The organism is Pseudomonas sp. E6002 (assembly GCF_013385565.1).
GTDB lineage: Bacteria > Pseudomonadota > Gammaproteobacteria > Pseudomonadales > Pseudomonadaceae > Aquipseudomonas.
The window spans coordinates 105,179-129,595 of record NZ_JACAPT010000015.1 but is presented as its reverse complement, the minus strand read 5'-3'; the positions used below and the strand labels follow the sequence as shown (position 1 = coordinate 129,595).

The 24,417-nt window shown below is 57.2% G+C and carries 22 protein-coding genes and 2 pseudogenes; 12 read left to right on the top strand and 12 right to left on the bottom strand.

Translation table 11 applies throughout. The annotated features are described in order from the left end of the window. Window position 1 precedes the first annotated feature (1 nt). Both HX815_RS14150 and HX815_RS14145 read left to right on the top strand, forming a co-directional pair. Window positions 2-1,474 (top strand): M48 family metallopeptidase, encoded by a 1,473-nt coding sequence (locus HX815_RS14150; RefSeq protein ID WP_023658733.1) that lies wholly within the window; start codon window positions 2-4, stop codon window positions 1,472-1,474. Further along, on the top strand, window positions 1,471-2,127 hold the full coding sequence (locus HX815_RS14145) for a hypothetical protein (protein WP_177028436.1): 657 nt from the start codon (window positions 1,471-1,473) through the stop codon (window positions 2,125-2,127). Before HX815_RS14150 ends, HX815_RS14145 begins: the two co-directional genes overlap by 4 nt. A 74-nt stretch (window positions 2,128-2,201) precedes the next feature. On the opposite strand, the gene HX815_RS14140 is transcribed toward HX815_RS14145, so the two are convergent. After that, window positions 2,202-3,254, bottom strand: a complete 1,053-nt coding sequence (locus HX815_RS14140) for a DUF1176 domain-containing protein (protein WP_087694702.1) — start codon at window positions 3,252-3,254, stop codon at window positions 2,202-2,204. Between the two features lie 163 nt (window positions 3,255-3,417). Next, entirely contained in the window at window positions 3,418-4,179 is a 762-nt protein-coding gene (locus HX815_RS14135) for a BPL-N domain-containing protein (RefSeq protein ID WP_177028435.1), read from the bottom strand. 335 nt (window positions 4,180-4,514) lie between these two features. On the opposite strand from HX815_RS14135, the gene HX815_RS14130 reads away from it, so the two are divergent. Further along, window positions 4,515-5,246 (top strand): hypothetical protein, encoded by a 732-nt coding sequence (locus HX815_RS14130; protein ID WP_177028434.1) that lies wholly within the window; start codon window positions 4,515-4,517, stop codon window positions 5,244-5,246. Window positions 5,247-5,496: 250 nt separating this feature from the next. Here HX815_RS14130 and HX815_RS14125 read toward each other — a convergent pair whose 3' ends face one another. Beyond that, a complete protein-coding gene (locus HX815_RS14125; protein ID WP_008432589.1) occupies window positions 5,497-7,098 on the bottom strand; it encodes a PLP-dependent aminotransferase family protein in 1,602 nt (533 codons plus the stop codon). Between HX815_RS14125 and HX815_RS14120 the strand changes: the two genes are divergently transcribed. Both HX815_RS14120 and HX815_RS14115 read left to right on the top strand, forming a co-directional pair. After that, the gene (locus HX815_RS14120; protein ID WP_177028433.1) at window positions 7,097-7,759 is read left to right on the top strand and encodes an FMN-binding negative transcriptional regulator; all 663 of its coding nucleotides are present in this window, start codon (window positions 7,097-7,099) and stop codon (window positions 7,757-7,759) included. The genes HX815_RS14125 and HX815_RS14120 overlap by 2 nt on opposite strands. Continuing rightward, window positions 7,744-8,508, top strand: coding sequence for a sulfite exporter TauE/SafE family protein (locus HX815_RS14115; protein WP_177028432.1), 765 nt, complete (start codon window positions 7,744-7,746; stop codon window positions 8,506-8,508). The genes HX815_RS14120 and HX815_RS14115 overlap by 16 nt, the downstream gene beginning before the upstream one ends. Before the next feature lie 435 nt (window positions 8,509-8,943). On the opposite strand, the gene HX815_RS14110 is transcribed toward HX815_RS14115, so the two are convergent. Continuing rightward, complete coding sequence (locus HX815_RS14110) at window positions 8,944-10,143, bottom strand: MFS transporter (protein ID WP_177028431.1); 1,200 nt, start codon at window positions 10,141-10,143, stop codon at window positions 8,944-8,946. Window positions 10,144-10,241: 98 nt separating this feature from the next. Between HX815_RS14110 and HX815_RS14105 the strand changes: the two genes are divergently transcribed. Further along, window positions 10,242-11,183: a LysR family transcriptional regulator gene (locus tag HX815_RS14105; protein WP_008432596.1), complete on the top strand. Its 942-nt coding sequence runs from the start codon at window positions 10,242-10,244 to the stop codon at window positions 11,181-11,183. A 102-nt stretch (window positions 11,184-11,285) separates the two neighbouring features. Here the strand turns inward: HX815_RS14105 and HX815_RS14100 are convergent, their stop codons facing one another. From HX815_RS14100 to HX815_RS14090, 3 genes are all read right to left on the bottom strand, one after another. After that, entirely contained in the window at window positions 11,286-12,086 is an 801-nt protein-coding gene (locus HX815_RS14100) for a GNAT family N-acetyltransferase (protein ID WP_177019865.1), read from the bottom strand. 385 nt (window positions 12,087-12,471) lie between these two features. Beyond that, complete coding sequence (locus tag HX815_RS31815; protein ID WP_177028430.1) at window positions 12,472-13,968, bottom strand: methyl-accepting chemotaxis protein; 1,497 nt, start codon at window positions 13,966-13,968, stop codon at window positions 12,472-12,474. A 424-nt stretch (window positions 13,969-14,392) separates the two neighbouring features. Continuing rightward, window positions 14,393-15,301, bottom strand: coding sequence for a LysR family transcriptional regulator (locus HX815_RS14090; protein ID WP_008430215.1), 909 nt, complete (start codon window positions 15,299-15,301; stop codon window positions 14,393-14,395). A gap of 87 nt (window positions 15,302-15,388) precedes the next feature. On the opposite strand from HX815_RS14090, the gene HX815_RS14085 reads away from it, so the two are divergent. Then, entirely contained in the window at window positions 15,389-15,901 is a 513-nt protein-coding gene (locus HX815_RS14085; protein WP_003212637.1) for an SRPBCC domain-containing protein, read from the top strand. 145 nt (window positions 15,902-16,046) lie between these two features. On the opposite strand, the gene HX815_RS14080 is transcribed toward HX815_RS14085, so the two are convergent. Next, window positions 16,047-16,502, bottom strand: coding sequence for an Lrp/AsnC family transcriptional regulator (locus HX815_RS14080; protein WP_003212635.1), 456 nt, complete (start codon window positions 16,500-16,502; stop codon window positions 16,047-16,049). Window positions 16,503-16,633: 131 nt separating this feature from the next. Between HX815_RS14080 and HX815_RS14075 the strand changes: the two genes are divergently transcribed. The 4 genes from HX815_RS14075 to HX815_RS14060 all read left to right on the top strand — a co-directional run bounded on the left by HX815_RS14075 (window position 16,634) and on the right by HX815_RS14060 (window position 19,554). Continuing rightward, window positions 16,634-17,254 carry a LysE family translocator gene (locus HX815_RS14075; protein ID WP_003212633.1) on the top strand — a complete coding sequence of 207 codons (621 nt, stop codon included), beginning with the start codon at window positions 16,634-16,636 and terminating at the stop codon, window positions 17,252-17,254. Window positions 17,255-17,268: 14 nt separating this feature from the next. Continuing rightward, window positions 17,269-18,102 carry a 3-methyl-2-oxobutanoate hydroxymethyltransferase gene (gene panB, locus HX815_RS14070; RefSeq protein WP_008430222.1) on the top strand — a complete coding sequence of 278 codons (834 nt, stop codon included), beginning with the start codon at window positions 17,269-17,271 and terminating at the stop codon, window positions 18,100-18,102. 16 nt (window positions 18,103-18,118) lie between these two features. Further along, complete coding sequence (locus HX815_RS14065; RefSeq protein WP_003212629.1) at window positions 18,119-18,574, top strand: MaoC family dehydratase; 456 nt, start codon at window positions 18,119-18,121, stop codon at window positions 18,572-18,574. Between the two features lie 680 nt (window positions 18,575-19,254). Next, a complete protein-coding gene (locus tag HX815_RS14060) occupies window positions 19,255-19,554 on the top strand; it encodes a hypothetical protein (RefSeq protein ID WP_087694689.1) in 300 nt (99 codons plus the stop codon). 225 nt (window positions 19,555-19,779) lie between these two features. On the opposite strand, the gene HX815_RS14055 is transcribed toward HX815_RS14060, so the two are convergent. Beyond that, window positions 19,780-20,556: a nucleotidyltransferase domain-containing protein gene (locus HX815_RS14055; protein WP_008430223.1), complete on the bottom strand. Its 777-nt coding sequence runs from the start codon at window positions 20,554-20,556 to the stop codon at window positions 19,780-19,782. Window positions 20,557-20,603: 47 nt separating this feature from the next. After that, window positions 20,604-20,732 (bottom strand): annotated as a pseudogene (locus HX815_RS31665) (DUF6691 family protein); the annotation flags it as partial. Window positions 20,733-21,122: 390 nt separating this feature from the next. Here HX815_RS31665 and yiaY point away from each other — a divergent pair. Beyond that, window positions 21,123-22,271: an L-threonine dehydrogenase gene (gene yiaY / locus HX815_RS14045; protein WP_008430225.1), complete on the top strand. Its 1,149-nt coding sequence runs from the start codon at window positions 21,123-21,125 to the stop codon at window positions 22,269-22,271. A gap of 141 nt (window positions 22,272-22,412) precedes the next feature. Here the strand turns inward: yiaY and HX815_RS14040 are convergent. Both HX815_RS14040 and HX815_RS14035 read right to left on the bottom strand, forming a co-directional pair. Beyond that, window positions 22,413-23,210 (bottom strand): annotated as a pseudogene (locus HX815_RS14040) (methyl-accepting chemotaxis protein); the annotation flags it as partial. 283 nt (window positions 23,211-23,493) lie between these two features. Then, a complete protein-coding gene (locus tag HX815_RS14035; protein WP_003209726.1) occupies window positions 23,494-24,387 on the bottom strand; it encodes a LysR family transcriptional regulator in 894 nt (297 codons plus the stop codon). Window positions 24,388-24,417 lie beyond the last annotated feature (30 nt).

Sequence of the window (24,417 nt, the reverse complement as noted above, 5' to 3'; positions counted from 1 at the left end):
CATGAGCCTGTTGAGACGATGGTCGTGGGGCCTGGCGATGTTGCTGCTGCCGCTGGTACTGATGGGCTGGAGCAGCCTTCAGAGCTGGCGTGCCGACAGTACCCTGGAAGAAGCGCAGGTGATGCGCCAATGGCTCGCCAGCCCGAGCGATGAATTGAGGCAGCAACTGCCGCAACAATGGCGCAAAACGCCGGTACTCCCGGACGACAGCCTGCGCGGCTACCTGCAGCGTGAGGTCGCTCGGGCCGATGCCGACCAGGGCTCGGTGCACATGCGCCAGGTCTTGGCGTTTCTCGGTTACTGGCTGGCGGTCGCAGCCGTGCTGGCGGGCTGCGCGACCTGGGTAAAACTGCGCCTGGATGCCTGGCGCGCGTTGCGTTCGCGGGACTTTCTTTATGATCGACTGGTCCTGAGCTGGCGTGCGCTGGGGCAGTGGCTGGTGGTCTACACCGGGTTGATAGTGGGGGCGCTGGCGATGGCCCTGCTGTATGAAGTCAGCTGGGGCTGGAGCAACCGCCAGAACAGCGGCATGGTGATACTGCTGGTGGTGGTGCCCTTGCTGGTGATGCTGTACCTGGGCGTGCTGTTGATTGGGCGCCTGCGTCGGCAATGGCAGGATATGGAAACGCCGCAATCCGGGTTTCTGGGGCGTTCAATCAGCCGGGCCAGCGCCCCGGCCTTATGGGAGTGGATAGAAAAACTGGCAGCCGTCACCCGCGCGCCCGTGCCGGACCACATCGTGATTGGGGTCGACCAATCGTTTTTCGTCACCAGTGTCCAGGTGGCCCTGCAACCCTCGGGGCAACTGTTGACGGGCCGTACGATGTACCTGCCGCTGACTTTCCTGTCGACCCTGAGCCAGGAAGAAGCCGCCTCGATTATCGGCCATGAGCTTGGCCACTTCAGCAGCCGCGACACCGAGCGCGGGAGTGAAGCCGGGGCACGGTTCAGCCTGATGTACATGCATTTCCTGAACATCAGCGCGGTGGATGACATGCCGTCCTGGATCGAACGCCCGGCGATCTGGATGACGTGGCGCTTTCTGCATCACTTCCAGATTGCCGTGCACCACTGGAGCCGTGCGCAGGAACTGGTGGCGGATAAGGTCGGGGCGCAAATTGCCGGCGAGCGGCTGTTTTGCCAGGCGCTGCTGCGCGTCATCGCCCTTGATGCCGAAGTCAACAAACTGCTTGGGCAGCGTACCCACAGCAACTTGATCCAGGCGTTAGCGGACCACCTTCGCCAGGCTCCGGTGATCTTGAACGAGGCGGTGATGGATCACGCGATCGCTCATCCGTTCGATACCCATCCCCCCACTGCCGTGCGCCTGCAGCAACTGGGTGTGGTTCTCGACGACCAGTTGCTGGCCCAGGCAACACGGACGCCCACCGCGCACGACCGGCAGTGGTTCAGTCAACTCACTCATGATCCGCAGTCGGCTGAAGATGCCAACAAGAATGGAGTACCGGTATGAACCACCCTGATGATCCACTGGCCAGCCTGGCCCAATCCCTCACTGAGGATTTTAATCAGCACACTGGCGATCAGTTGCAGGCGGCCATCCAGGAACGCGAGGAGTGGTTGGCCGAGGTTCCCGCAGTCACCGAACTGGCCTACCCACGCAAGGTGCGCCGCACCCTGTTGCTCTTTTCAGTGTTCGCTTTCGTGATGGCTGGCGGGAGTGCATGGGATGGCAAAAACGCGTTCATGGGAGGCATTTTTGCAATCGTGGCGCTGGTCTTGCTCAGCGGGGTGTGGCTGCACCGTCGGGCCGGCGAAGAAATCCTGATGCGCCTGACCCATAGCCACTTGTGGTTTCGCAACCTTGATGCAGAAATCGATCTGCTGGATATCGGCGATATCCACATCAAAGAGGGCCGCATCAAGCTATGGATCACGCTGACATTGCGCGAGGGTGCGCCATTGCCCGCCTGCAAAAACGCTGCGGGCCCCCTGATGCCCCACGTCAAGATCAAGCGCTCCCGGGAGCCTCAGATATGCCTGACGCTGTTCGGCCTGCAACTGAACGGTAACGTCCTCACCGGCGAACAAGTGCTGGAAATGCTGGACACCTACTGCAACGCGGCGCGTGTAGAGGGTGAGTTGCGGGCGTTGAAGGCTTCCTGAAGGGGTAGGGGGCTACACCCGTTTGTGGCGAGGGCGCTCGCGCCTCGCCACACACATTGATGTATTCGACAGTTTCAGCGACTTGCCTCGGTACGCCACAGCACAGGCCAATGAACCTGCTCCAGCCCCATGCAGGTGTTCATTTCAGCCGCATGCGTCAGCGTGAAACCGTTACCGTCGTAGCGCCAGCGCAGCGCAGTGCCACAACCGCCCATGCCCATCGCCATTGCCTGGCTGCTCAGCTCACCCGTGGCCGGATCAAAATCGACCAGGCCGTTGGGCTCTCTTTCCGGCAGATTTGGCACTTCGGCGACCCGTGCTGGGCGCGCCTGCTCAGGGTGGTCCAGGGGCGCCTGGTAGATATTGTAGAAACAGTTGTATGCCCCACAGCCGGTTTCGATGATCACCAGCGCTTGATCTGCACTCAAGGCATAGGCGTTAGCCTTTGGCGCAACGCCTTCATTCAGATCCGCTTGCCACTCCTTGCGCGTGGCCGCCACCACGGCATCCGCGACTTCTTTTGCCCTGTCCGGGGTTAGCGCAACGGGTGCCTGCCAACTCGGTGCCGGCGGTGCGGCCGGTGCTTGCGGCACGCTGCTGGCGGGCGCCTGCCCCTTGGAAATCAGTGCGTCCTGTGTACCAACGCGCCCCTGGACCGAGTCGATCAGCAAAAGCGCCGCGCTCATCCCGTTTAGCGAGGCGACGGAGGTACCGCCCTCAATGGGTAAAATCAACTCCCGCCCGTTGCGCAACTCTGCAATCAAGGCGTCGGCATTCGTTCCGGTCAGAGCAAACACCTCAGATACCTCACCTTTTTTGAGTTCGCCAGGCTCGAATCGATTTTTCAGCGGCTTGCCATCGAGTGTTGGCTGACCCTGGGGGGCGGTGTAGCTGAACACGCCTACCCGCAAGTCTCCATGTGGGCCGGCTTCACGGGTTACCCGCAGGCTGAACGTCGAGATACCGATATCGTCACGCTCCGGGACGGCACCGATAGCCGTGCAGGCACGCGTGTTATCACAGCCGACAATCCAGTCCTTGATCGAACGCTCCAAAGGGACATTATCGGCGGCGTTCGCACTGGTAACTGCAGCAGCCATCAGGAATATGAGGGGGAGTCGGGTCATCAAACAGGTGCCTGTAGACTGGAAAAACGCTATTAGGGCAGGGTTCTTTGCCAATACCTATTGCATGGCCGTCAGGCACAACAGAAACCCCGGCTGGAACAATCGGTACGGTGTTCCAGCCAGCGCCTGAACGTGGGATGTCGCCAGTCCAGTGCGCTGCACATCAGGGTGACTTTGCGCCGTTGCGCCCCTCAATGTTGCGCACCAACGCCCCAAAAAGCTCACCCTGCGGCATCTCGCTCAAGGGAATATTCGCCTTCTCGAACCACTCCCGATCCGCCTCTGGGTGCGGGCCGCTCAGAACCACTACCCCGTTTTCATAGGTGTAACGCGCTGCCGCCACATCACCATTCCGGTAGGTCGCAATGGTTGAAGAAGGCGAGGTCGCGTCACGCTTGGGGAAGTAAGGCCCATCCTGATAAAAGACGCTATCGGCTTTCCCATCCCACACAACCTGCACCGCCGCGTCCGCAATACCCGCGACCTCAAACCCAGGCCTGCCCGCCTCTGAATCAAGGTCGTAGGGTATCAGGCCAAAGTTGCTGTCGTCGGCCAGATAAGCGCCCATACACAGCCCCAGGTAGCGCCCACCCTGGGCGACAAAGTCACGAATGGCCTGCACCCGCGCATCCCCCAAACTATCAAGCGCCGCAGGGATGTCCTGACCGCCACCCGGTTGAACGTAGAGGTCATAACGAGCGAGGCTTTGCGGCGTGATGTCGATCGATTCATCGGCACCTACAAAGTCAATCTGCGCATTCGGGCGGACGCGCAGCAGGGCTGTTTTGACATTCTCTGAACATCCCTCGCAGCCCGCCGGGCCTCGGTAGATAGCGACATGGGCGATGGGGGTTGCGGCGTGCACTGAGGAAGGAAACAGTGTGAAAAACGCAAAAAGCGTCGCGGCGATGGCGTGCAGATTCATGGTTGTAGAGTCGTCTTAGAGCTGATTGGGTCCGATCGGACTTTGTGATTTGAAGCCTAAAGCCAATAGCCACTTGAAGGAGTTAACATTTGTAAAACGGCTAGGAAAAATCGGGGTTGATGATCGTAACGACGGTTTTTCCGTTGAAATTTATGGGTTTTCCTTTAGTGCGCATAAATATCGAAGAGAACGTTTCTTCCATTTTCAATCCCCGGAATTTTTCAGGCCATTTGAGTCAGCTCTCGGCCATGCGCGAATGCTATCGGCCAATAGCACACACTCAAGTATCGACTATGCTTGGAGCGATTCAGCCCTGTACCTGAAGGATCTAAACAATGGGGTACCTTGTCGTTGCTCACGCGATGAATGTGAAGCCGGAGTTAGAACCACTTTCTACGTTGCCGGTGAGCATTGGTTGGTCATTGCACCAGGATGAAAACGCCACGTCGTTCTACTTAGACACGTTCAAGGCTGGCGAAGAACGGAAATGGCCCTTTACGTCTATGCCACCCATCAAGGATGTACCGCTTGAGCTCCCTCAAGAATTGGCAGCGCTATCGCAGATATACAAAGTGCTTAGGGATGCTCAGCTAGCCGACTACTTCAAGAGAGCTTTCCTGAATGTGAATTTAGCGCTGAGTAAAAGCCTTCAATTACACGTTTGCAGCTTTTGCACGGATGACGACGGGCTGGATTTTGTGTGTGTATCGTCGAATGGTGAACTGCAAAGACTGCGTTGCGTTTGCGGTGATCTGGATATCACCTACGAGCTTGGCACGGTCATGATCCAGCCGCTTCTGATAGATGGAGTTGAAGGCACCGACGCAAGTGGTCTGCATGACCCAGAGAGCGGCATTCACGTCTTGAGTCGGAATATAACGCCCTCATCGTTACTGCATGCGGTTGCTTCAGCAGAAACCACTCGCTTTCTACAAGCAGAAAGCCCCCCTCTGGGTCTAGGTAGCTTCGATGGTCTGGACGTCGCACCGGTAAAGATTGCTGGCTCTAAGATCGCCTCGCTGAAGCCTGAGGTGGTTGCTCAGAAAGCGTGGTGGAGGCGGTGGTAGTTGTATCGACGACTTCGACCCAAGCCAGGAGGTTTTCCGGGGAAAAGTAGCCAATTATCAGCATCGAAAAATTGGGGCCGATAATGGGGGCCAGTTTTCAAGAAGCTACCCGTCACGATGGGCTGCAATCGGCCAATAGCGGTCCCTCCGTCCAGAACCATTTTCCACCTTTAGCAGTCACTCAATCCGACCACTTTTTCTTATTCGCCTTATCTCTACCTTGTAAATTTGCTCGTGTTCGAGCCGCATATTAGATGACATAGTCATCCACTGATCCGGACCGAGCCCCAAGCTCTTCAACCTCCCGAACCACCGTGCCAAGAATGCCGATCCCTTCATGAATCTGCTGCGTTGTCAGGCCGGCATAGCCCAAAATGAGCCCTGCCGGTCGCTCGTATTCTACCGACGTGGGTTCGGCAAACAGCGGCGAAAGCGGATATACGCCAACCCCGCGTTCGAGCGCTATCGCCTGCAACGTCGGCTCATCCTGAGCGCGAAGCGCGGGTAGCGTTAATACGCCGTGTAAGCCCGCCGCCATGCCGGCCAGTTGCCCATATTCCGCCAGATGCTGTTCAAAAGCCTCCAGTAATGCCCTTCGCCGCAGTTCATTTTCCCGCCGCAGGCGGCGAACGTGACGCTCATAGGTTCCACTTTCGATCAATGAGGCGAGCACGTTTTGCTCCCAGCGCGGTGAGTGTCGATCGGTCAGCCGTTTTGCTTCACGGAAAACGTGAACCAACTCGCGTGGAAGAACCAGATAACCCAACCTGAGTTGCGGTGAGAGTGCCTTGGAGAACGTTCCGACATAAATGACGCGAGCATCTGCGTCCATGGATTGCAGTGCGTCGATGGGCCGCTGGCCATAGCGAAACTCGCCGCCGTAATCGTCCTCAATGATCCACGCACGATGCCGCCTCGCCCAACTCAGCAGTTCGAGGCGACGTGCGACAGGAAGCACCGCCCCCATGGGAAACTGGTGCGACGGAGTGACAAAGGCCAGGCGCACGCGATCACCTTCCGGCAGAGCACTGGTATCCAGTCCAGAGGCATCGACGGGTATGGGCAACGCCGTCGCGCCCGTGGCCTCAAAGCAATATCTGGCCATGCGGTAGCCAGGCTCTTCGAAGACGAATGCATCTTGCGGGTTCAGCAAAAGCCGGGCGCACAGGTCAAGTCCTTGCTGCGAGCCATGCACGACGAGTATTTGATCCGCATCGCACGCCAGACCGCGTGCGCGTCGCAGATAACCTTGCAGCGCATTGCGCAAGCGCTCCTCCCCTTCGGGGTGGCCGTAAGCGAGGCTCGGTTGACGCTTGACTAGTTCGGAACGGTAGGCGCGCTGCCAACCCAGCGCCGGAAAATCCCTGGTAGCGACCGAGCCGTACCTGAAATCGATGCGGGCTTGGGGTGACGCCATGTTGTACGGCTTCATGATGGCCACTCGTTGCCCGTAAAGGGAAAGCACTGGCGGCAGTTCCTTTTGCTGCGCCGAGTCCCCTTGGGCATGCCCGGATTGAGTGCTGATTATGCTCGCTACCGTGGCGGCCTTGCCCACTGATGTCAGGACAAAGCCTTCGGCCGCCAGTTGCTCGTAAGCCGCCGTTACCGTGGTTCGCGACACGCCGAGTTCGGCCGCGATTGCCCGCGTCGACATGAGCCTCGTGCCGGCGGCAAGCGTGCCGTCTTCTATCTGCGCGCGCAGCCTGGCATAGATCCGACGTTGCGCGCCGCGGGAAAATGCATCCGGATTGGCTGAAAACTGGCCCATGGAAAAACCTCGAAACTGGCACTTTCGATGATGCAGGTCGTGGTCGACATTATGGACTCCCAACAATCCGTAGTGAAATCCCATGTACATTCCCGAACACTTCGCAGAGCACCGCCCGGAACAGTTGCACCGAATTATCCGCGACAATCCGCTGGGCATCCTCGTGACTGAGGGTGAATCCGGCATGGATGCGGACCACATTCCCTTTGAACTCGATACCGGCCACGGAACATACGGGTTGCTGACCGCTCATGTGGCCCGCGCCAATCCTGTGTGGCAACGTTGCGCCGGCAGCACGCCTGTTATGGTGATCTTCAGGGGGGCAGAAGGCTACATTTCGCCCAACTGGTTTGCGTCCAAGCACGAAACGCATCGCCAGGTTCCCACATGGAACTACGAGGTGGTGCATGTGCATGGCGTCATGCACGTGATGTCGGAAGAAAAACTCCTGCGCCGCACCCTGGCCCTGCTGACTCGCCACCAGGAGTCCAAGGAGATCAAGCCCTGGAAGATGGGCGATGCGCCGCGTGAATATCTGGACGAGATGGTGTCGAGAGTCGTCGGTATCGAGATCGAAATGCAGTGCGTTGAATGCAAGCGCAAGCTCAATCAAAACAAGTCGCACGCTGATCGCTTGTCTGCGATCGCGCACTTGCGCGAGCGCGGGCACGTTGAGCTTTCTTCGATAATGCTGGCCAACCTTGAGCAGCCGGATCAGGGGGCAGCACCGTGGACTTTGAGTTGACCACCACCACGATTCTGGTGACCTTCGCCGGAGTTTTTTTGATCTGCTTTATGAAAGGTGCCTTCGGTGGAGGCTTCTCCATTGTCGGCATTCCGCTGCTGTCGCTGGTGATGGATCCGCTCACAGCCGGCGGACTGCTAGCGCCGTTGTTTATCGCGATGGACCTGTTCGGCCTGCGTTACTGGAAGCCATCCACTTGGTCTAAACCCGACTTGGTGCTGTTGTTACCAGGTCTGATTGTCGGCATCGGTGTCGGCTATCTACTCTTTCGCGTCATGGATCACCGCGCAGTCGCGTTAGTGATGGCGGCGGTTACCCTGATTTTTGTCGGCCTCTGGTTCAAAACCGGTGGGGAAATCAGGGTCAGCCAGCGCTCATCGCTCAAGGCGGTGTCCGCAGGCGTCACCTCTGGGATCACGACTATGGTCGCGCATTCTGGTGGGCCACCATTAGCGATGTACCTGTTGCCGCTCGGTCTAAGCAAGAAAACCTATGCCGGCACCACCAGCATGTTCTTTACCGTAGGCAATCTGCTCAAGGCAGTGCCTTGGCTGCTGTTAGCCAGGCCCACCGGTAACGTGCTAAGCCTGATGGTCATCTGCCTGTTAGCAGTTCCAAGTGGTGTCTGGCTGGGCTGGCGACTGCACACCAAGCTGGATCAACGCCAGATGTACCTTGCCTGCTACTGCCTGCTCGTAGTCACGGCGGTAAAACTTCTGTGGGACGGCATAAGTGGCTATATCGTCTGAAAATGCCTCACCACTATGAGGCCCAACGTTACGGCCATTATCCGACTGGCTGCCAACGGAATGTTAGCAGTCAGAGGCCGTTCAAATGGCCTGTGACACTAGGATGCTCTGCTCGGCTAGGCGTGCTTCATCGAGCTAAAATTAGCGCTTGAGGACTTCGTCAGGGTAGTAACCGAGCATCTGAATTGGACGCAGATACTCAGACGGCGCTCCGAACAATTTAATCGAGCTGCTTAGAGTGACGAAGTTGAGATTGAGCGGCGGCGTAATATCACCGGCATTGCGTGCCGTCGCTTGAGCCTCATCGAGTGCCTCGGAGATGCTGTTGATTGCAGCTCCGGAACACTCCGAGGAAGGCATCACACAGCATTTGTGTGAACTGGCTTGCCTGCATTTTGGCTGAGCCGAATTCGGACTAAGCGGCAGTAAAACCGGTCAGGGCTTGGACAAGCTCCTGAACCCAGCTTGGCCACCCACCTTAACAACCAACCAGGCCAGCAGCACCAATCCCAAGGTTGCCCAGGGGATCGATCCCACGCCTGTCGTCTCAAGCAGTACACCGCCCACTACGGCACTGCCCGCAAACGCGAGGTTCAGCACGGTCACCAGCATCGACTGAGCCACATCGGCACCGTCGGCAGCAGCATTCGCCAAAGCTGTCTGTAGCAGGGTCGGTGCACCGCTGTAACTCAGGCCCCAGGCAGCCATCGCCAGATAAACCGCTATGGCAGGCAAGCCACCCAACGCCAATGCCAGCGATACCAGCGCAAACCCGGCCAGGCTCAACAGCACCAACCGCCGCAGCCAGCGGTCAATCAATAGCCCGGTGAGCCAGATACCCACGAGAGCCGCAATGCCGAACGCAAGCAATGCCTGCTCGACCTGTCCATCCAACCCGACCGATGCCAGGAATGCCGCAATATAGGTGTAGAGCATGTAATGAGCCATGATCCACAGCATAACTACCGTCAGCACCGGTCGCACGCCTGGCCTGGACAAAACATGGCCCAGGGACAAGCGCTGGCCAGCCCGTTGCCCGGCAAAGTCAGGGACATTCAGCCGAATCCAAACCATCAGCGCCAGGCTCAACGCCGCTAGCAGCCCGAACACATTGCGCCAACCGATCTGTTCACCCAGCCAGGCACTCAGTGGTACGCCCAGCGCCAAGGCGACGGGGATACCCAGCATAGCCACTGCCATCGCGCGGCCTTGCAAGGGCGCGGCGACCATGCGTCGCGCATAACCGGCCAACAGGCTCCACGCCACACCAGTGGCGACCCCGACGATCAGGCGCGCGACCAGGGTGAGGGCAAAATACGGCGACAAGGCAGTTACCGCGTTGCACAAACAGAACACCCCCACTGTCAGTAATAACACAAGGCGCCGTGGCCAACCTTGCAAGGCCAAGGTCAAGGGAACGGCCGCCAGCCCGGAACCGAGGGCACACGCGGTGACCCATTGCCCCGCCCATGCCTGGGAAACCTCAAACGTGTCGGAGATGTGTGGCAACAGGCCGGCGGGTACGCTCTCGTTGGCAGTGGCGATAAAACTCGCGGTGGTCAGTGCCAGTAAGCCAGTGATAGGTAGTTCTGAGGACGGCGGGGGGGTGGGTTGAATCGATTCTTCGCGGTTCATGAGCTTGCTCGAAAAACAGGTGAGGCCTGATTGTGATGAAGTGTCTGTGATTTGATAATTGGTCTAGAATTTGATGCTTAATCAAATCTGGATTGAAGATGGCCACTGATCGATTGGGGGACATGCGCTTGTTCGTTGAGGCTGCCGACCTCGGCAGTCTTTCAGCCGCTGGACGCAAGTTGGGGTTGTCGCCGGCGGCGGCCAGCGCACGGTTGCTCAAGTTGGAGGCGGCGCTGCATACCCGCTTGTTTGATCGCACAACCCGTCAACTGCGCCTGACTGATGAAGGCCGGTTCTATCTGCAGCAATGCTGGGTCGCCTTGCGCGCCATTGATGAGGCGGAGGCGGGGTTGCAGGCGAGTCAGCAGGAAGTACGCGGTAAAGTCCGTCTGTCTGCCTCTACTGACTTTGGCCGTCACCTGCTTAATGACTGGCTCGAGACCTTTTGCGCGCAGCATCCGCAGTTGAAGGTGGCGCTGACCTTGTCGGACGCTATGTCTAACCTGGTACAGGACGATGTCGACCTAGCCATTCGTTTCGGCCCACTGCGTGATAGCTCGTTGATCGCCCGGCAACTGGCACCCAACTGGCGGGTGCTTTGTGCCTCGCCGGACTACCTGGCGAGCCACGGCGAGCCGCAGACGCCGGCCGAGCTCACCGGGCATAAATTTATTCTGCTGGTGACTCCGGCGGGTCCTTTAAACACCTTTCATTTCAGGGTGGACGGCCAGACATGGAACCACAGTGTGCCATTGGAAAACGCCTGGGAAACCAACGATGGCGCCGTGGCACGTGCTTGGGCATTGGCCGGTCATGGCATTGCACGCAAGACCATTTGGGACGCAGCAGCGGATATCCGTGCCGGGCGGTTGAAGGTGCTGCTGCCTGACTATTGCGTAGCAGAAGCTGGGGTGTTTGCGGTGCTGCATGGCAATCGGTACCGAATTGCCAGAGTGCGGGTCCTGTTGGACTTTCTGGTGGAGCGTTTCAAATGTGCCACCGAGGAACTTCTGCGCGACGTCGATGTGCCGAGGTTTTAAATGAATATGAAAAGCTCTGGCTGACTTACCATTTTCGCCATAGGCGCAGCAGCTTTTTACATCTACCGTTCGCACAAGCGGAAGGTAGATTACGAATCTGTTTCAACCATCTGCCAAGCGGTACAGCGCCTGAGCATGAGACGCCGCCAGCCCAATGCGCTGCAAATTACGGCGACTCTGTGAACTTGGAAGCGCAGTTGCAGCAATCACCAGGCTGCCGTGCTTCTTTGCTTGCTCTATCCGGTGAGATATCAGCGCTCCATGATAGCCCAAGCCTCGTGCATTTTTTCGAGTGGCAGCCGTGCCCAGGTAGGCAACGCCATTGGTGGCCAGGTACATCAACGCGCCTGCAACGACTTGCCCATCAGCTTTAAGGACGTAGATTTTCAGGCGTTCATTCGACATCAGTCCTGCAAAACAAGCCTGGCTCAACTGACGATGCTCTGGCTTGGTATGAAAGCCACTCGCATGAACTGCCGCGAACTCCGGGAGAGAGTCTGAAGTGGCCTCTTCGATGTTGAATAATTGGGGGGTCAACACCGCATCCTCGATGGGGCACGCAAGCTGCAGATGCGTCCACCCCCTCAAACGCTCGAATCGCTCCTCACCCACAAAAGCGAATTGCTCCAACGTCGAGGCTTTCCCGATAAGGGGCGTTACTGTTGAATACTCCGCTGACTCCTTGAGCAAGCTCAGCAGTGAAAGGGGGTTGCCGGTGCTGTCACCGTAGATACGATTGAACATCGGGCTAGGTGTTGCCTTCACCTGAAAGCACGGAAAGGCCCCATTGAAAAACACACGAGCACCAAAAGGATTTCCACTAACCCGCGACAAGCTCTCAACGCGGGAACACAAGTACTCGCTTTCTGCGGCTTCGATGGCATGCGCCCATTCAACATCCATGTGCATCGTCTCTTTGCAAGATTTCCAGGGAAGGTAGCGGTAAATCAACCCCTACGCACCTGCGAGGGCAGTGAAATAGATTGTCAGGCCAATGGGAGAAGTTTGGGCATCTGCCACAGAAGAGACATCGCTTGGCTTGTCGATAATCGACCCGGCTGCGTACATGCTCAAAGCCAATCCGATGTGCGATGACTTGATGGAAGAGGCAAGCCGCTATGCGTTATCCGGCCCACGCTCAAAATGAACACGCCACGTCCAAATAAAGGAGCAGAAAGGGCCCGATTCATTTGATTGAAACCCGATCTGCCCGTAGCGACGCTCACGCCTGGACTAACAATCCGCGTCAGAAGCAGGGCTTGAATCAAGCACCGGCCGATGCTCCCACTCACTGATGAAACCGGCGCCCCAGCGCATCCAGCCGCACCGCAATCGGCGGTAACCGCTCACTGCTCCTGGCCAGCGTCTCCACATCCTGCGCCGTATTCTGCGCAATGCTCTGCACCGACTGCAGCCGCCCGACAATCTCCACATTCGCCGTGGATTGCTCACGGGTGGTCGACACAATCCGCCCATTCAACTGATCGATCTGCGAAATATCATTGCCCACCGCCCGCAGCATCTCCACCGCCAACTGACTGTCCTCCACGCAGCGCTCCACGCCCTGGCGACTGTCGTGCATGGCCTCAACCGCTTGCCGGCTGCCGTGTTGCAACCCTTCAATAATCGTCTTGATCTCCTGGGTCGACACTGCCGTGCGTTGCGCCAGGCTGCGTACCTCATCGGCGACCACGGCAAACCCGCGCCCTTGCTCACCCGCGCGGGCGGCTTCGATGGCGGCGTTGAGGGCCAGCAGGTTGGTCTGGTTGGCGATGCTGTTGATCACCTCCAGCACCGAGCCGATCTGTTCGGCTTGCACGGCCAGCCCTTCGACCGTCTCGTTAGTGTCGTGGAGGCGGGTGGCGAGTTGAGTGATTTCCAGCTGGGCGCGGCCGACGCTTTCCTGGCCACGGATGATCTGCTGGCTGGCTTGCCCCGCGTGCTCGACGGCATGCTCCACGTGCACGGCGATATGGCCCATGGCATCTTCCATGCGCTGCATGGAACCGGTCATCTGGGCGATTTCCGCCAGTTGGTGGCGCGCGCCTTTTTCCAGGGTGCCGCTGGCGTGAGCCAGCTCCTGACCGAGTTGGCCGAGGCCGTGGGAGTCGCGGGCGACGCCGTCGATCAGGCCGGTGATCTGGGTCAGAAAGTGATCGAAACGGGTGGCAAGGGAGACATGCACTTTTTCCGGACTGCCCTTGACGGCCTCACCGCTGAACTGCGTGGTGACGGCGAGCATCTTTTCGAGCATTTCCTGGCTTTCTACCGCTTCGGTCTGGCTGTGCACCGCGAGGTAGAGCAGGGCGACCGTCTCCATCACCACGTAGAACGCGTGGACGAAAATCATGCTCCAGCCGCCGTGATGCTCCATCACAAACACCGGGAAACCCTGATGCTGCAACGCATGAAACACCACGTGGTGCACCGCGATGGTGACGGCGGCCACCAGGATAGGCAGCCAGTCGCGGTAGAACGTCAGCACCGCCAGCAGCGCGAAGATACCGAAGTGCGATTCGATGACACCCTGGGCCTGGTTGATGTGCAACGCCGCCATCACCATCAGCCCAACGCCAAGGGCGCAACGCATCAGGCGGGTGCCGCCGATGACGCGATAGGCCAGGGTCAGCACCACGCTGGTGCCGCCGCCTATGAAGAGCGCTTGAAGCAGAGTGTCGTGCCAGAACGCCAGGCCGAGGGAGAAGAGGGTCATCAGCCAGATCAGGGCGAGCATGATGCGGTCGGCTTTGCGGTAGTGCTCGATGAAACGGGCTTGGGCAGGCATTCACTCGTACTCCATGTGGACGGGCCGGGGTGAGGCAAGCATGCGACGTGCCATACGGGCATGCTGGGAGCGAATCGGGTGTGGGGGAGCGGGGGGGGTGATTGGTGGTAGGAGGTTATCGGCGGTGTTGGGTGGGGCTTTAGGGGGGATAAGCCAGAAGCTGCTTGTCACGAGGGGCTGCAATCGGCCATAAGCAGCCATTAGTATATGGTCGTTATCTATCCATTGCTGACGCTCGCAAGGGGCGGCTATCAGTAACAGACAATAACTCGAAGGTGCCCGCGAGCCCAAGAACGACTCCGTCACAGACGGTCTGGAAACTGAGCTGGTTATGGACACCGAGCTTGGGTTTTTGACACAACGGAACTGGTCTCTAAACCGCAGCTGCCACGACGACTTTGCATGTTTGGCCACCCCGTTTGCTTCAATCGAGTGTCCGTAGTGTTTCAACGATAAGTGACCGCACCCAGCGATGGCCTGCGTCGCGCTGAGTTCGTTCATGCCAGGCCAAGATTTTTCTGAAGCCTGGAATTTCAACAGGCGGCTCTATTGATTTGAGCCCGATGTTGTTCACTGCCAATCGACGCGGCACGACAGCGATTATGTCGCTGTACGTTAGAATTTCTGGAAGTACCAGAAAGCTGGTCACCGACACTGTCACTCGACGTGATCTTCCAAGTTTTTCCAGAGCATCATCCGTCACTCCATGAAAACCGCCCCCTGCCGGGGAAACCAAGGCGTGATCCAATGCGCAGAATCGATCCAGTGAAAGCCTGCCATTCAGCGCATCTGGGTGATCAGTGCGCATTACGCATACATAGCTTTCATCAAAGAGTGCGATAGCATGCAATCCTGGTGTTACCGCTTCAGGGGTAACCAATGCGAGATCGATCTCACCTCGATCCAGCTGATTTTGAAGCTCTTGATGATCCACGGGCTGGACACTAACGCGGATGTTCGGCGCTTGTATTCTTAGCGCGTTGAGAAACGGTACGACCACTGCACGCAATGCATAGTCGGTCGAAGCAATCCTTATCGTCATGCTCGCCGTCAACGGATCAAAGCTTTGCGGCTGAAGCATACCTTCAATATCTGCCAGCAATTTCTTAACCGGCGCTGCAAGCTGCTCTGCACGCGACGTCGGCACGATGCCGCGCTGGGCGCGCACGAACAGCGGATCGGCGAAGCTTTCTCGGAGCCTGCTGAGCATGCCGCTCACAGCAGGCTGGGTAAGCGATAGTCGATTTGCGGCTCGCGTAACGCTACGTTCATCAAGCAACGCATCCAGTGCTTTGAGGAGGTTGAGATCTAGATTTCTGATATCAGGATTCATGATGCGCAAAATAAAACATAGCGATTGGTCTTATTTCTAGCCTACACCCATCATGGTCTCAATTCATCAACTGAGCGCTGCATAACCATGAATCAGATCATTTGGCCTGAGGGCTACCTGCCAGGTTTTACCGAAAACTTTGTCTCTAACGAGGTCATCATCGCGGGATTGAGTGCCGCACAGGTATGGCCTCTGCTCACCCAGGCGCAGAGATGGCCGTCGTACTACGCCAACTCGGCAAACATCCAGTTTCATGATCACATCGGGCCGGATCTGCAAGACGGGGTATTTTTCTACTTCGAAACGTTCGGCTTTCCGGTCGAGGCTTTATGCAATGAGTGCGTGCCGCCAACTCTAACCTCTCCAGGACGAATTGCGTGGCATGGCTGGTCGGGTGAGGGTGACGCTCGGCTGGACGTTCACCATGCCTGGCTTATTGAAGACCTCTCTGGTGGACGAGTGCGCATCCTGACTCAGGAAACACAGAAGGGTAAACCAGCGGAGAATCTCGCCAAGGCCAAACCCAATCCGATGATCAACGGTCATCAGGAATGGCTGGACGGCTTGGTGGGTGCGGCACGCTTGTCTCCCAGCCTTTAACCTCTGAATTTAGTCTTCAGCCGTGGGCCTCAGATGCGGTCAGATTAGGCATTCTAAGTCCGGCCCCAGAGCATCCGTGTCTCAGCTCTGGGGCGATTCGACAAAAGCCTGACGACTTCCCTGCGTTATCCGCAATATTTGAACTTCATTCCAACGGCAGCGGACGATCAATGATCACGTGCTTCATCACCAACGTCGATGTCAGACGCTGTACGTTGGGTAACCTCGACAGTTCCTCATCGTATAGTTTTTGAAATGCAGGAAGATCTGCTGTCACCACCATCAGCAGGTAATCAGGATCGCCAAAAAGTCTCTGAGCTTGGACGATGTAAGGAATTCGCGGTAAAGCATCTTCAAAATCAGCTACTGCTTTTTGGTGTCCCTCTCGGAGCGTCACGAATACCAGGGACGAGAAATTGAGTCCTAACTCAGTCGCGGATAGTTGAGCTCGATAACCCTTGATCACTCCCAGATCTTCCATCGCCCGAACGCGTCGATGGCATGGAGACAAACTTAGACCTACGCGGTCGGCCAGCTCCGTCAGTGACTGACGGCCATCTTGCTGCAGTTGCGCAAGAATCTTCTTGTCTACACGATCCATTAAGAAAAACCTTCTAATTCGTTTAGCTTCTACAGGTATCTTCGAAAGATAATACCACTTCGCTTTCATTATCCTTCTATCACGGTTTTTCAGGGCCAAGCGGCGCTTTGAATTGATGGAAGAGGAAGGATTTGATCGTGAGTGTTTCTCTGATTATGGCGTTTTGGGCCGTATCATTTTTGTTTGTTATCACGCCTGGGGTCGACTGGGCCTACGCGATTTCGGCAGGTTTGCGAGGCCGCGTCTTACCCGCCGTAGTCGGCATGCTTTCCGGCCATCTTGTGGCCACGCTGATCGTCGCCGCAGGTGTGGGGGGAGTGCTGGTCAAAATTCCCTATGCATTGCTGACGTTAACGCTGATGGGGGCGGCCTATCTCTTATGGCTCGGCCTCAACATGTTGCTCAAGCCTTCGCTGCCTGCTCAAGGGACATCCCACGATGAAGGTGCCTGGATGGCCTGGGCGATAAAAGGACTATGCGTCAGCGGTCTCAACCCGAAAGTCCTATTGTTGTTCCTAGCGCTACTACCTCAGTTCACTGATGCGTCAACCGCATGGCCAGTAGGGGCTCAGATTGTCGCTCTAGGCCTGATTCATGGTGTCAGTTGCGGTGTCGTCTATCTCGCGGTCGGCTATGGCGCTGGTGCGGTGCTTGCTTCACGACCAGCAGCGGCAACCAATGTGAGTCGGATATCGGGAGCCGCGATGATCGTAATCGCTGTGGTTCTAGCTGCCGAGCGGCTGGCCATTTGAATTGAGGAAGTGAAATGTCTGATCAAATCAACGCCCCCTATAACAGCCCTCCTCGCGCAAGGGTACGAATTCCACATTTACAGGACATGAAGGCACGGGGTCAGAAATGGGCCATGTTGACTGCTTATGACATGTACGCCGCGTCAGTGTTTGAGGCGGCAGGAATTCCAGTGCTGCTCGTAGGCGATTCCGCTGCCAACAACGTGTTTGGACATAACTCGACATTGGCAATAACAGTTGACGAGATGCTTCCTCTTGTCAGGGCGGTTTCGAGTGCTACCAAACGGGCGTTGGTCATTGCCGATTTGCCCTTTGGCTCTTATCAGGGATCGCCTGAGCAATGCTTCCATACCGCAGTGCGCTTCATGAAGGAAGGCGGCGCTCATGCCGTAAAGCTCGAAGGTGGGATCGAGATGCTTGCGCAGGTAGAGATGTTGGTAGCCGCTGGCATACCAGTTATGGCCCATATCGGTTTTACCCCACAGGCAGAACATCAGCTGGGCGGATACCGCATCCAGGGCAAAGGCGAAGACGCGGAGCGGTTGATTGATTTGAGCGTTGCCTTCGAGCGTGCTGGGGCGTTTGGCCTGCTGATAGAGATGGTGCCAGGCGATGTAGCAACGAGGATCACCGAGACAGTCTCCATCCCTACCGTAGGAATTGGTGCTGGTAATGGCTGCGATGCACAGGTGCTTGTCTGGCAGGACATGGCGGGGCTAAGGGATGGTCAGTTGCCGCGATTCGTCAAGCAGTATGCGGATATGAGAAAGGTGATGAGTGACGCTGCTCAAGCCTTTGCTAAAGATGTCGAATCGGGCTCATTCCCTGGGCCAGAACATACTTTTTAGAGCATCGGAGATTGCAATGAGCACACTGCGCCAGAAGGCGATAGCAGGCCTGGAGGAAGGTGACACTTTTGAAATCAAACGCACTTTTTCGGACGCAGACATCGTCCAGTTTGAAGCGCTATCGCGCGATCACAACCCAGTGCATTCCGATGCCAAGTATGCAGAGGCTAAAGGCTTTGATGGTGTCATCGCTCACGGTTTGCTTACTGCGACATTGATCACAGAGATCGGAGGGCAGTTGGGGTGGTTGGCTACCTCCATGAATCTGCGCTTCAAGCGCCCCGTTTATATCGGGGATGAGCTTACATGCGTGTGGAAAATTATGGGGATCGATGAGGGTAATCGGGCTCAAGCCGAGGTAATCGTGACCAACAGTAGCGGCCTGGCTGTCTTGCTCGCGGAAACGACAGGGTTAATTCCCAATGACGCCGAGAGAGAACTACTTGTATCAATAACGATTGATGAGACCTAGGCCTATCAGGGCGATGCAAAAACACCTTTTGTAGAGAATTTACAGATGCATGGCTTACTAAAATTAATTATTCGACCGGGAACGGAAATGGCAGACGCCGGCTTTCTCGTTTTAGCCGCTTTCGTTGGTTGCGCAGCGGGACTATTGCTGGCCTACAAAGTGTCGATCTTGGTGGGATTGCCCTTCGCACTTTGTGCAACCGTAATGCTTCATCTCACCTGGCGGACGCCAGGTTTCTCTCCCCAAATGACACAAAAAAAATCGGGCCGTGCTGACGTATAGCGTAACGGGAATAGTGGGGCCGTCTGATCGGTGCAATCAATCAAAGACCTGCTAAATGATTCCCCTTTTAATGGGCAGTTTTATGAATCGCGTATGACTGCTTTTGGCCGATAGCAGCCGGTCGTTCCGTAGGCTGCATGCCATCTGTGAGCTGGCAGTATCGGCCCGAGGAGGGGAGATCAAAGTTGATCCAAGCGCGGTCATTTGCATGTAAAACAGCAGGATCAGTCATGTGATGGCCCTTCTCGGCTCGTACTGTCCGCCTTCAATCGTCAATTGTCCTGGTTCCAACCGGGACGTGCTTAACCACCATTAGCCCGGTTGAACTGCCAACGCGTGGAACGACCCGCTATGCCGGCAAGTCTACCTGTATCTACTCATGGGTAAGGTACAGCGCAATGGATAAGACAATCACCGTCGATCAACTAGCGACCACCGACCTTGGATCAATCAACGAAATATGGCTTGGCGGGACGCATACCCAGCTATGCCTATGGCGTGGCGAACAGGTCTTCACCCACGAGATGATGAGCGAGGGCACCCACGATCAGAATGTCCAACGCCTGTGCTTGCAGTTGGTCAACCCTGACGATCAAACCGCCGTAGCCAGCGTCGAGGTAATTGTGCGCGAACGGCTGAAAAAAATGGGGAAGGAGGGCGAGTTTTATCCCGCAGAGGAGGCTGATACTCATCAATAAGAAGAGGAGTATCGGTCATTCAGCGGAAGTTGATCCAAAGCCTGTTGTCGCTTGGAAGCGTATCTTCCGATGATGATCCAGGAACGCTTAGGATGACTCACTCAATTCAGTAACACCACGGAGCAGCCAACAGGTTATGGATATCGAATTTCGCGGTAATGGCATGCGTGATAACCCGTCTGTAGGTACATGAATCGCCCCTGATTTCATAGGCGCGTTATGGACTCAACCGGTTTGTGTAGCCATCCAGGTCAAAAAATGATGGAGCTGAGTCGTAAATTTCTTTGGCTTGGCATCCGGGTTCCTTGCCTGGGACAAGAAAAAAGAGATCTGCATTTTCATACTCGGGTAATGCTGAACAAACTGCTCGACAAGCTCTTCCAGTGTTTGCGGCCACATCAGGTCCTGTTCAGAGCGAAGCACTTGAGTTGACCGGATGAGTTTGCGCGAAGCTTCTCGCTGCAAGCGCAGCGATTGCGTCGGTGTGGTCGCCTGGTCGATAAGGTCGGCATACCGGGTCAGTACGGATTCAAAGTCACCATTCACGGCAATGGCGATATCGCGCGACGGCTTGAACCGGTCGAAGCGTTGGGTCAGATCATTGCCCCATAAGCAACGACAGTGATGCTTGAGCCAATACCCCCAGCTCAATCGATTGTCAGGTGCCAATACTTCAGCACGACTACCGATATCGAAATCGATCTTGGTGACTTCGGCATGCCGACTTTCCAGCGTGCGCCTTTTCGACTCCAGCATTTCCAGATCCTGCGACGTAGGTGGGCTGTGCAGAATAAGGGTTAGGTCAAGGTCAGAAAACCCCGGCACGGCGTCGCCTCTCGCGACACTGCCATAAAGATAAATCCCGTCCAGCAGAGGTTCCGGCCGCGCGAGCGTCATGCAAACGTCCGTCAGCAAAGCCTGAAACTGTGGCTGCGTCTCGACGTTGGACACGGTGAGGATATAACCGTCCGCATCAGTGCCACGAGGTTGGAGTCGTTCCATGAAGCCGTCCTTGAGTTGCGTTCAGTAAAAATCGGGGTCAAACCCCATCAAGACGTGCGCCGGCCTTCCAGGCTGGAAAACACGTACATACCCGCCAGCATCGCCACTACGAAGATGAGAATTTGCCAGTGCCCGGTAAACAGAAGGGCGACCGCAGGCCCAGGGCAGATACCCGAGAACAAACACGCTGACGGACAGCCCGATCAAGGCGCCTGCGCCTAATGAAGCCCAAGGCGTGAAGTTGATCCAATCAATGCTCATTTTGCAGTTCCTGCACAGGAGAGTGGGTGAGGGCTGTTGATCAGCGAACCATCATAACCATCCGTGCGGGTCGGGGTCTGCGCAAGTCAGATTTTGCTGCCGCCCCCCATGGAATGGGTGAAGCCCTGCTTCCAGTACTAAAGGAGGTGTCAATGCCCGCTAAAGGACCATTTCGGTCTGACGCCATAGGTTTAGGCTCAGCTTTGTGATCGTCAACGATGACAACAAGAGGCGTCGCATCACCTGCGAGATGAGTAGAAAACCTCACTGACTCCCGTGTCTCCATAATAAAAAGAGGATTTATCATGAGTAGCACCTTCTTCATTCCTTCCGTGAACATGATGGGCATTGGCAGCCTCGACGAGGCGATGCTCGCAATCCGCAAGTACGGGTTCCGCAAAGCCTTGATCGTCACCGATGCCGGCCTGGCCAAAGCCGGCGTGGCGGCCAAGGTCGCCGGCCTGCTGGCCCAGCAAGACATCGACTCCACCCTGTTTGACGGCGCCAAACCGAATCCGACCGTCAGCAACGTGGAAAAGGGCCTTGAATTGCTGGCCCGCAGCGACTGTGATTTCATTATTTCCCTGGGCGGCGGTTCCCCCCATGACTGCGCCAAGGGCATTGCCCTGTGCGCCGCCAACGGTGGGCACATCAGCGACTACGAAGGCGTCGACCAATCCGCCAAACCACAAATGCCACTGATCGCCATCAACACCACCGCCGGCACGGCGAGTGAAATGACCCGTTTCTGCATCATCACCGACGAAGTCCGCCACGTGAAAATGGCCATCGTCGACCGCAACGTCACCCCCCTGTTATCCGTCAACGACCCCTCGCTGATGGCCGCCATGCCCAAAGGCCTGACCGCCGCCACCGGCATGGACGCACTGACCCACGCCGTCGAAGCCTACGTGTCGACGGCGGCCACGCCGATCACCGATGCCTGTGCACTCAAAGCCATCGAATTGATCTCGGCCAACCTGCGCACCGCCGTTGCCCAGGGTGACAACATGACCGCCCGGGAAAACATGGCCTACGCGCAATTCCTTGCCGGCATGGCCTTCAACAATGCTTCGCTGGGTTACGTGCACGCCATGGCGCACCAACTGGGCGGGTTCTACGACCTGCCTCACGGCGTGTGCAACGCGATCCTGCTGCCCCATGTGTCGAGCTTCAACGCCAGCGTATGCCCGGCCCGGTTTAAGGATATCGCTCATGCGATGGGGGTTGAGACTCAGCATTTGGATGCGGACAAGGGCGCTGCGGCGGCTATCACGGCCATCCGTAAACTGTCTGCGGATGTGGGGATTCCGAGCGGGCTTGTTGAGCTGGGTGTGAAGGCTGACGATATTCCGACCCTGGCAACCAATGCGATGAAAGATGCCTGCGGCTTTACCAATCCGCGTCCTGCCAATCAGGATGAGATTGAGCAGATTTTTCATACGGCGATGTGATTGATGTGAAGTGATGCTGGAGAGAACGCCCCGCCTTTGGTTGAAGTGCGGGGTGTTTTGGTTTTGTTCGCCGATAGGGTTGGAGTGGCTCACTGGCTTGGCTGGAAGTGGTCTGTCATGAGCGGCTACTGTCGGCCATTAGTCCATGCGCTGCATGGAACCGGTCATCTGGGCGATTTCCGCCAGTTGGTGGCGCGCGCCTTTTTCCAGGGTGCCGCTGGCGTGAGCCAGCTCCTGGCCGAGTTGGCCGAGGCCGTGGGAGTCACGGGCGACGCCGTCGATCAGGCCGGTGATCTGGGTCAGAAAGTGATCGAAACGGGTGGCAAGGGAGACATGCACTTTTTCCGGACTGCCCTTGACGGCCTCACCGCTGAACTGCGTGGTGACGGCGAGCATTTTTTCGAGCATTTCCTGGCTTTCTAGCGCTTCTGTCTGGCTGTGCACCGCGAGGTAGAGCAGGGCGACCGTCTCCATCACCACGTAGAACGCGTGGACGAAAATCATGCTCCAGCCGCCGTGATGCTCCATCACAAACACCGGGAAACCCTGGTGCTGCAAGGCATGAAACACCACGTGGTGTACCGCGATGGTGACAGCGGCCACCAGGATAGGCAGCCAGTCGCGGTAGAACGTCAGCACCGCCAGCAGCGCGAAGATACCGAAGTGCGATTCGATGACACCCTGGGCCTGGTTGATGTGCAACGCCGCCATGACCATCAGGCCGACGCCAAGGGCGCAACGCATCAGGCGGGTGCCGCCGATGACGCGATAGGCCAGGGTCAGCACCACGCTGGTGCCGCCGCCTATGAAAAGCGCTTGAAGCAGCGTGTCGTGCCAGAACGCCAGGCCCAGGGAGAAGAGGGTCATCAGCCAGATCAGGGCGAGCATGATGCGGTCGGCTTTGCGGTAGTGCTCGATGAAACGGGCTTGGGCAGGCATTCACTCGTACTCCATGTGGACGGGCCGGGGTGAGGCAAGCTTGCGACGTGCCATACGAGCATGCGGGGAGCGAATCGGGTGTAGGGGAGCGGGGGTTGATTGATGGTAGGAGGTTATCGGCGTTTTTGGGTGGGGCTTTAGGGGGGATAAGCCAGAAGCTGCTTGTTACGAGGGGCAGCAATCGGCTTGCAGCCGGTCGCGCCCGACGCAGTCGATCAAAATCATCTGCTCATTCACGGTTTGAGGGGGCGGGAAAAATTCAGACGCCTTGAAGGTCGATGACTCAGCTCTTGTAGAGTAACGCCTCAACTACAACGCCAAACGCTGACGAATGTTCACGGCGATTGGGGTAGTAGAGATGGTAACCGGCAAAGGGTTGGCACCAATCTTCCAACACCCGCACAAGGCTACCGTCGGCAAGCTCCTTCGCCACCATGTCCTCTGGCAGGAAAGCCAAGCCACATCCCGCCACGGCCGCACGCAGAATGGGCACGCTGCTGTTGAATGTCCATTGGCCTTCGACGCGGGCCTTGAGTTCGTGGCCATCCTTTTCGAAATCCCATTGCATCAGGCTGCCGTGAGTCGGCAGGCGCAGGTTGATGCAGTTGTGCGCCGCCAGATCTCTCGGTTCCATCGGGTAAGGCCGCTGCTGGAAATACTGCGGTGAGCCGACAACGGCGATGCGTAACGATGGCCCGATCGGCACGGCGATCATGTCCTTGGCCACCTGGTCACCCAGTCGAACACCAGCGTCATAGCGCTGCGCGACGATGTCGGCGAGGGCGTAATCGACGGTGATTTCGACCTTGATGTCCGGGTAGTCGGGCAGCACCTTCAGCAGCTTCGGCCAGAGAATATTGTTCGCCGCATGCTCGGACGCCTGAATCCGTACATTGCCGGCGGGGGTGTCGCGAAACTCGCTGACGGCAGCCAGTTCCAGTTCAATTTCTTCAAAGCGCGGCGCCATCGCTTGATACAGGCGTTGGCCCGCCTCCGTTGGTGAAACACTGCGCGTAGTCCGCGTCAGCAAGCGCACGCCCAGCCGGGTTTCCAGTGCCCGCAGAGTGTGGCTCAGCGCTGACTGCGAAACGCCCAGTTGCGCGGCAGCACGGGTAAAACTGCCTTCGCGGGTGATGACCACGAAGGCTTGCAGGTCGTTGAGATTGGGGCGGGACATTGATGAGAACCTCTCATGAGGAGCGCGTGA

Excerpts from the sequence above, each read along its gene's own strand:
- HX815_RS14080 (WP_003212635.1), bottom strand. The coding sequence starts at position 16,502 with ATGGATCGTGTAGACAAGAAGATTCTTGCGCAACTGCAGCAAGATGGC.
- HX815_RS14100 (WP_177019865.1), bottom strand. The coding sequence starts at position 12,086 with ATGGATGTTGAATGGGCGCATGCCATCGAAGCCGCAGAAAGCGAGTAC.
- HX815_RS14125 (WP_008432589.1), bottom strand. The coding sequence starts at position 7,098 with ATGGGATTTCACTACGGATTGTTGGGAGTCCATAATGTCGACCACGAC.
- HX815_RS14035 (WP_003209726.1), bottom strand. The coding sequence starts at position 24,387 with ATGTCCCGCCCCAATCTCAACGACCTGCAAGCCTTCGTGGTCATCACC.
- HX815_RS14090 (WP_008430215.1), bottom strand. The coding sequence starts at position 15,301 with ATGAATCCTGATATCAGAAATCTAGATCTCAACCTCCTCAAAGCACTG.
- HX815_RS14110 (WP_177028431.1), bottom strand. The coding sequence starts at position 10,143 with ATGAACCGCGAAGAATCGATTCAACCCACCCCCCCGCCGTCCTCAGAA.
- HX815_RS14140 (WP_087694702.1), bottom strand. The coding sequence starts at position 3,254 with ATGACCCGACTCCCCCTCATATTCCTGATGGCTGCTGCAGTTACCAGT.
- HX815_RS14055 (WP_008430223.1), bottom strand. The coding sequence starts at position 20,556 with ATGGAACGACTCCAACCTCGTGGCACTGATGCGGACGGTTATATCCTC.
- panB (WP_008430222.1), top strand. The coding sequence starts at position 17,269 with ATGTCTGATCAAATCAACGCCCCCTATAACAGCCCTCCTCGCGCAAGG.
- HX815_RS14145 (WP_177028436.1), top strand. The coding sequence starts at position 1,471 with ATGAACCACCCTGATGATCCACTGGCCAGCCTGGCCCAATCCCTCACT.
- HX815_RS14135 (WP_177028435.1), bottom strand. The coding sequence starts at position 4,179 with ATGAATCTGCACGCCATCGCCGCGACGCTTTTTGCGTTTTTCACACTG.
- HX815_RS14150 (WP_023658733.1), top strand. The coding sequence starts at position 2 with ATGAGCCTGTTGAGACGATGGTCGTGGGGCCTGGCGATGTTGCTGCTG.
- HX815_RS14060 (WP_087694689.1), top strand. The coding sequence starts at position 19,255 with ATGGATAAGACAATCACCGTCGATCAACTAGCGACCACCGACCTTGGA.
- HX815_RS14105 (WP_008432596.1), top strand. The coding sequence starts at position 10,242 with ATGGCCACTGATCGATTGGGGGACATGCGCTTGTTCGTTGAGGCTGCC.
- HX815_RS14085 (WP_003212637.1), top strand. The coding sequence starts at position 15,389 with ATGAATCAGATCATTTGGCCTGAGGGCTACCTGCCAGGTTTTACCGAA.
- HX815_RS14120 (WP_177028433.1), top strand. The coding sequence starts at position 7,097 with ATGTACATTCCCGAACACTTCGCAGAGCACCGCCCGGAACAGTTGCAC.
- HX815_RS14065 (WP_003212629.1), top strand. The coding sequence starts at position 18,119 with ATGAGCACACTGCGCCAGAAGGCGATAGCAGGCCTGGAGGAAGGTGAC.
- HX815_RS14130 (WP_177028434.1), top strand. The coding sequence starts at position 4,515 with ATGGGGTACCTTGTCGTTGCTCACGCGATGAATGTGAAGCCGGAGTTA.
- HX815_RS31815 (WP_177028430.1), bottom strand. The coding sequence starts at position 13,968 with ATGCCTGCCCAAGCCCGTTTCATCGAGCACTACCGCAAAGCCGACCGC.
- yiaY (WP_008430225.1), top strand. The coding sequence starts at position 21,123 with ATGAGTAGCACCTTCTTCATTCCTTCCGTGAACATGATGGGCATTGGC.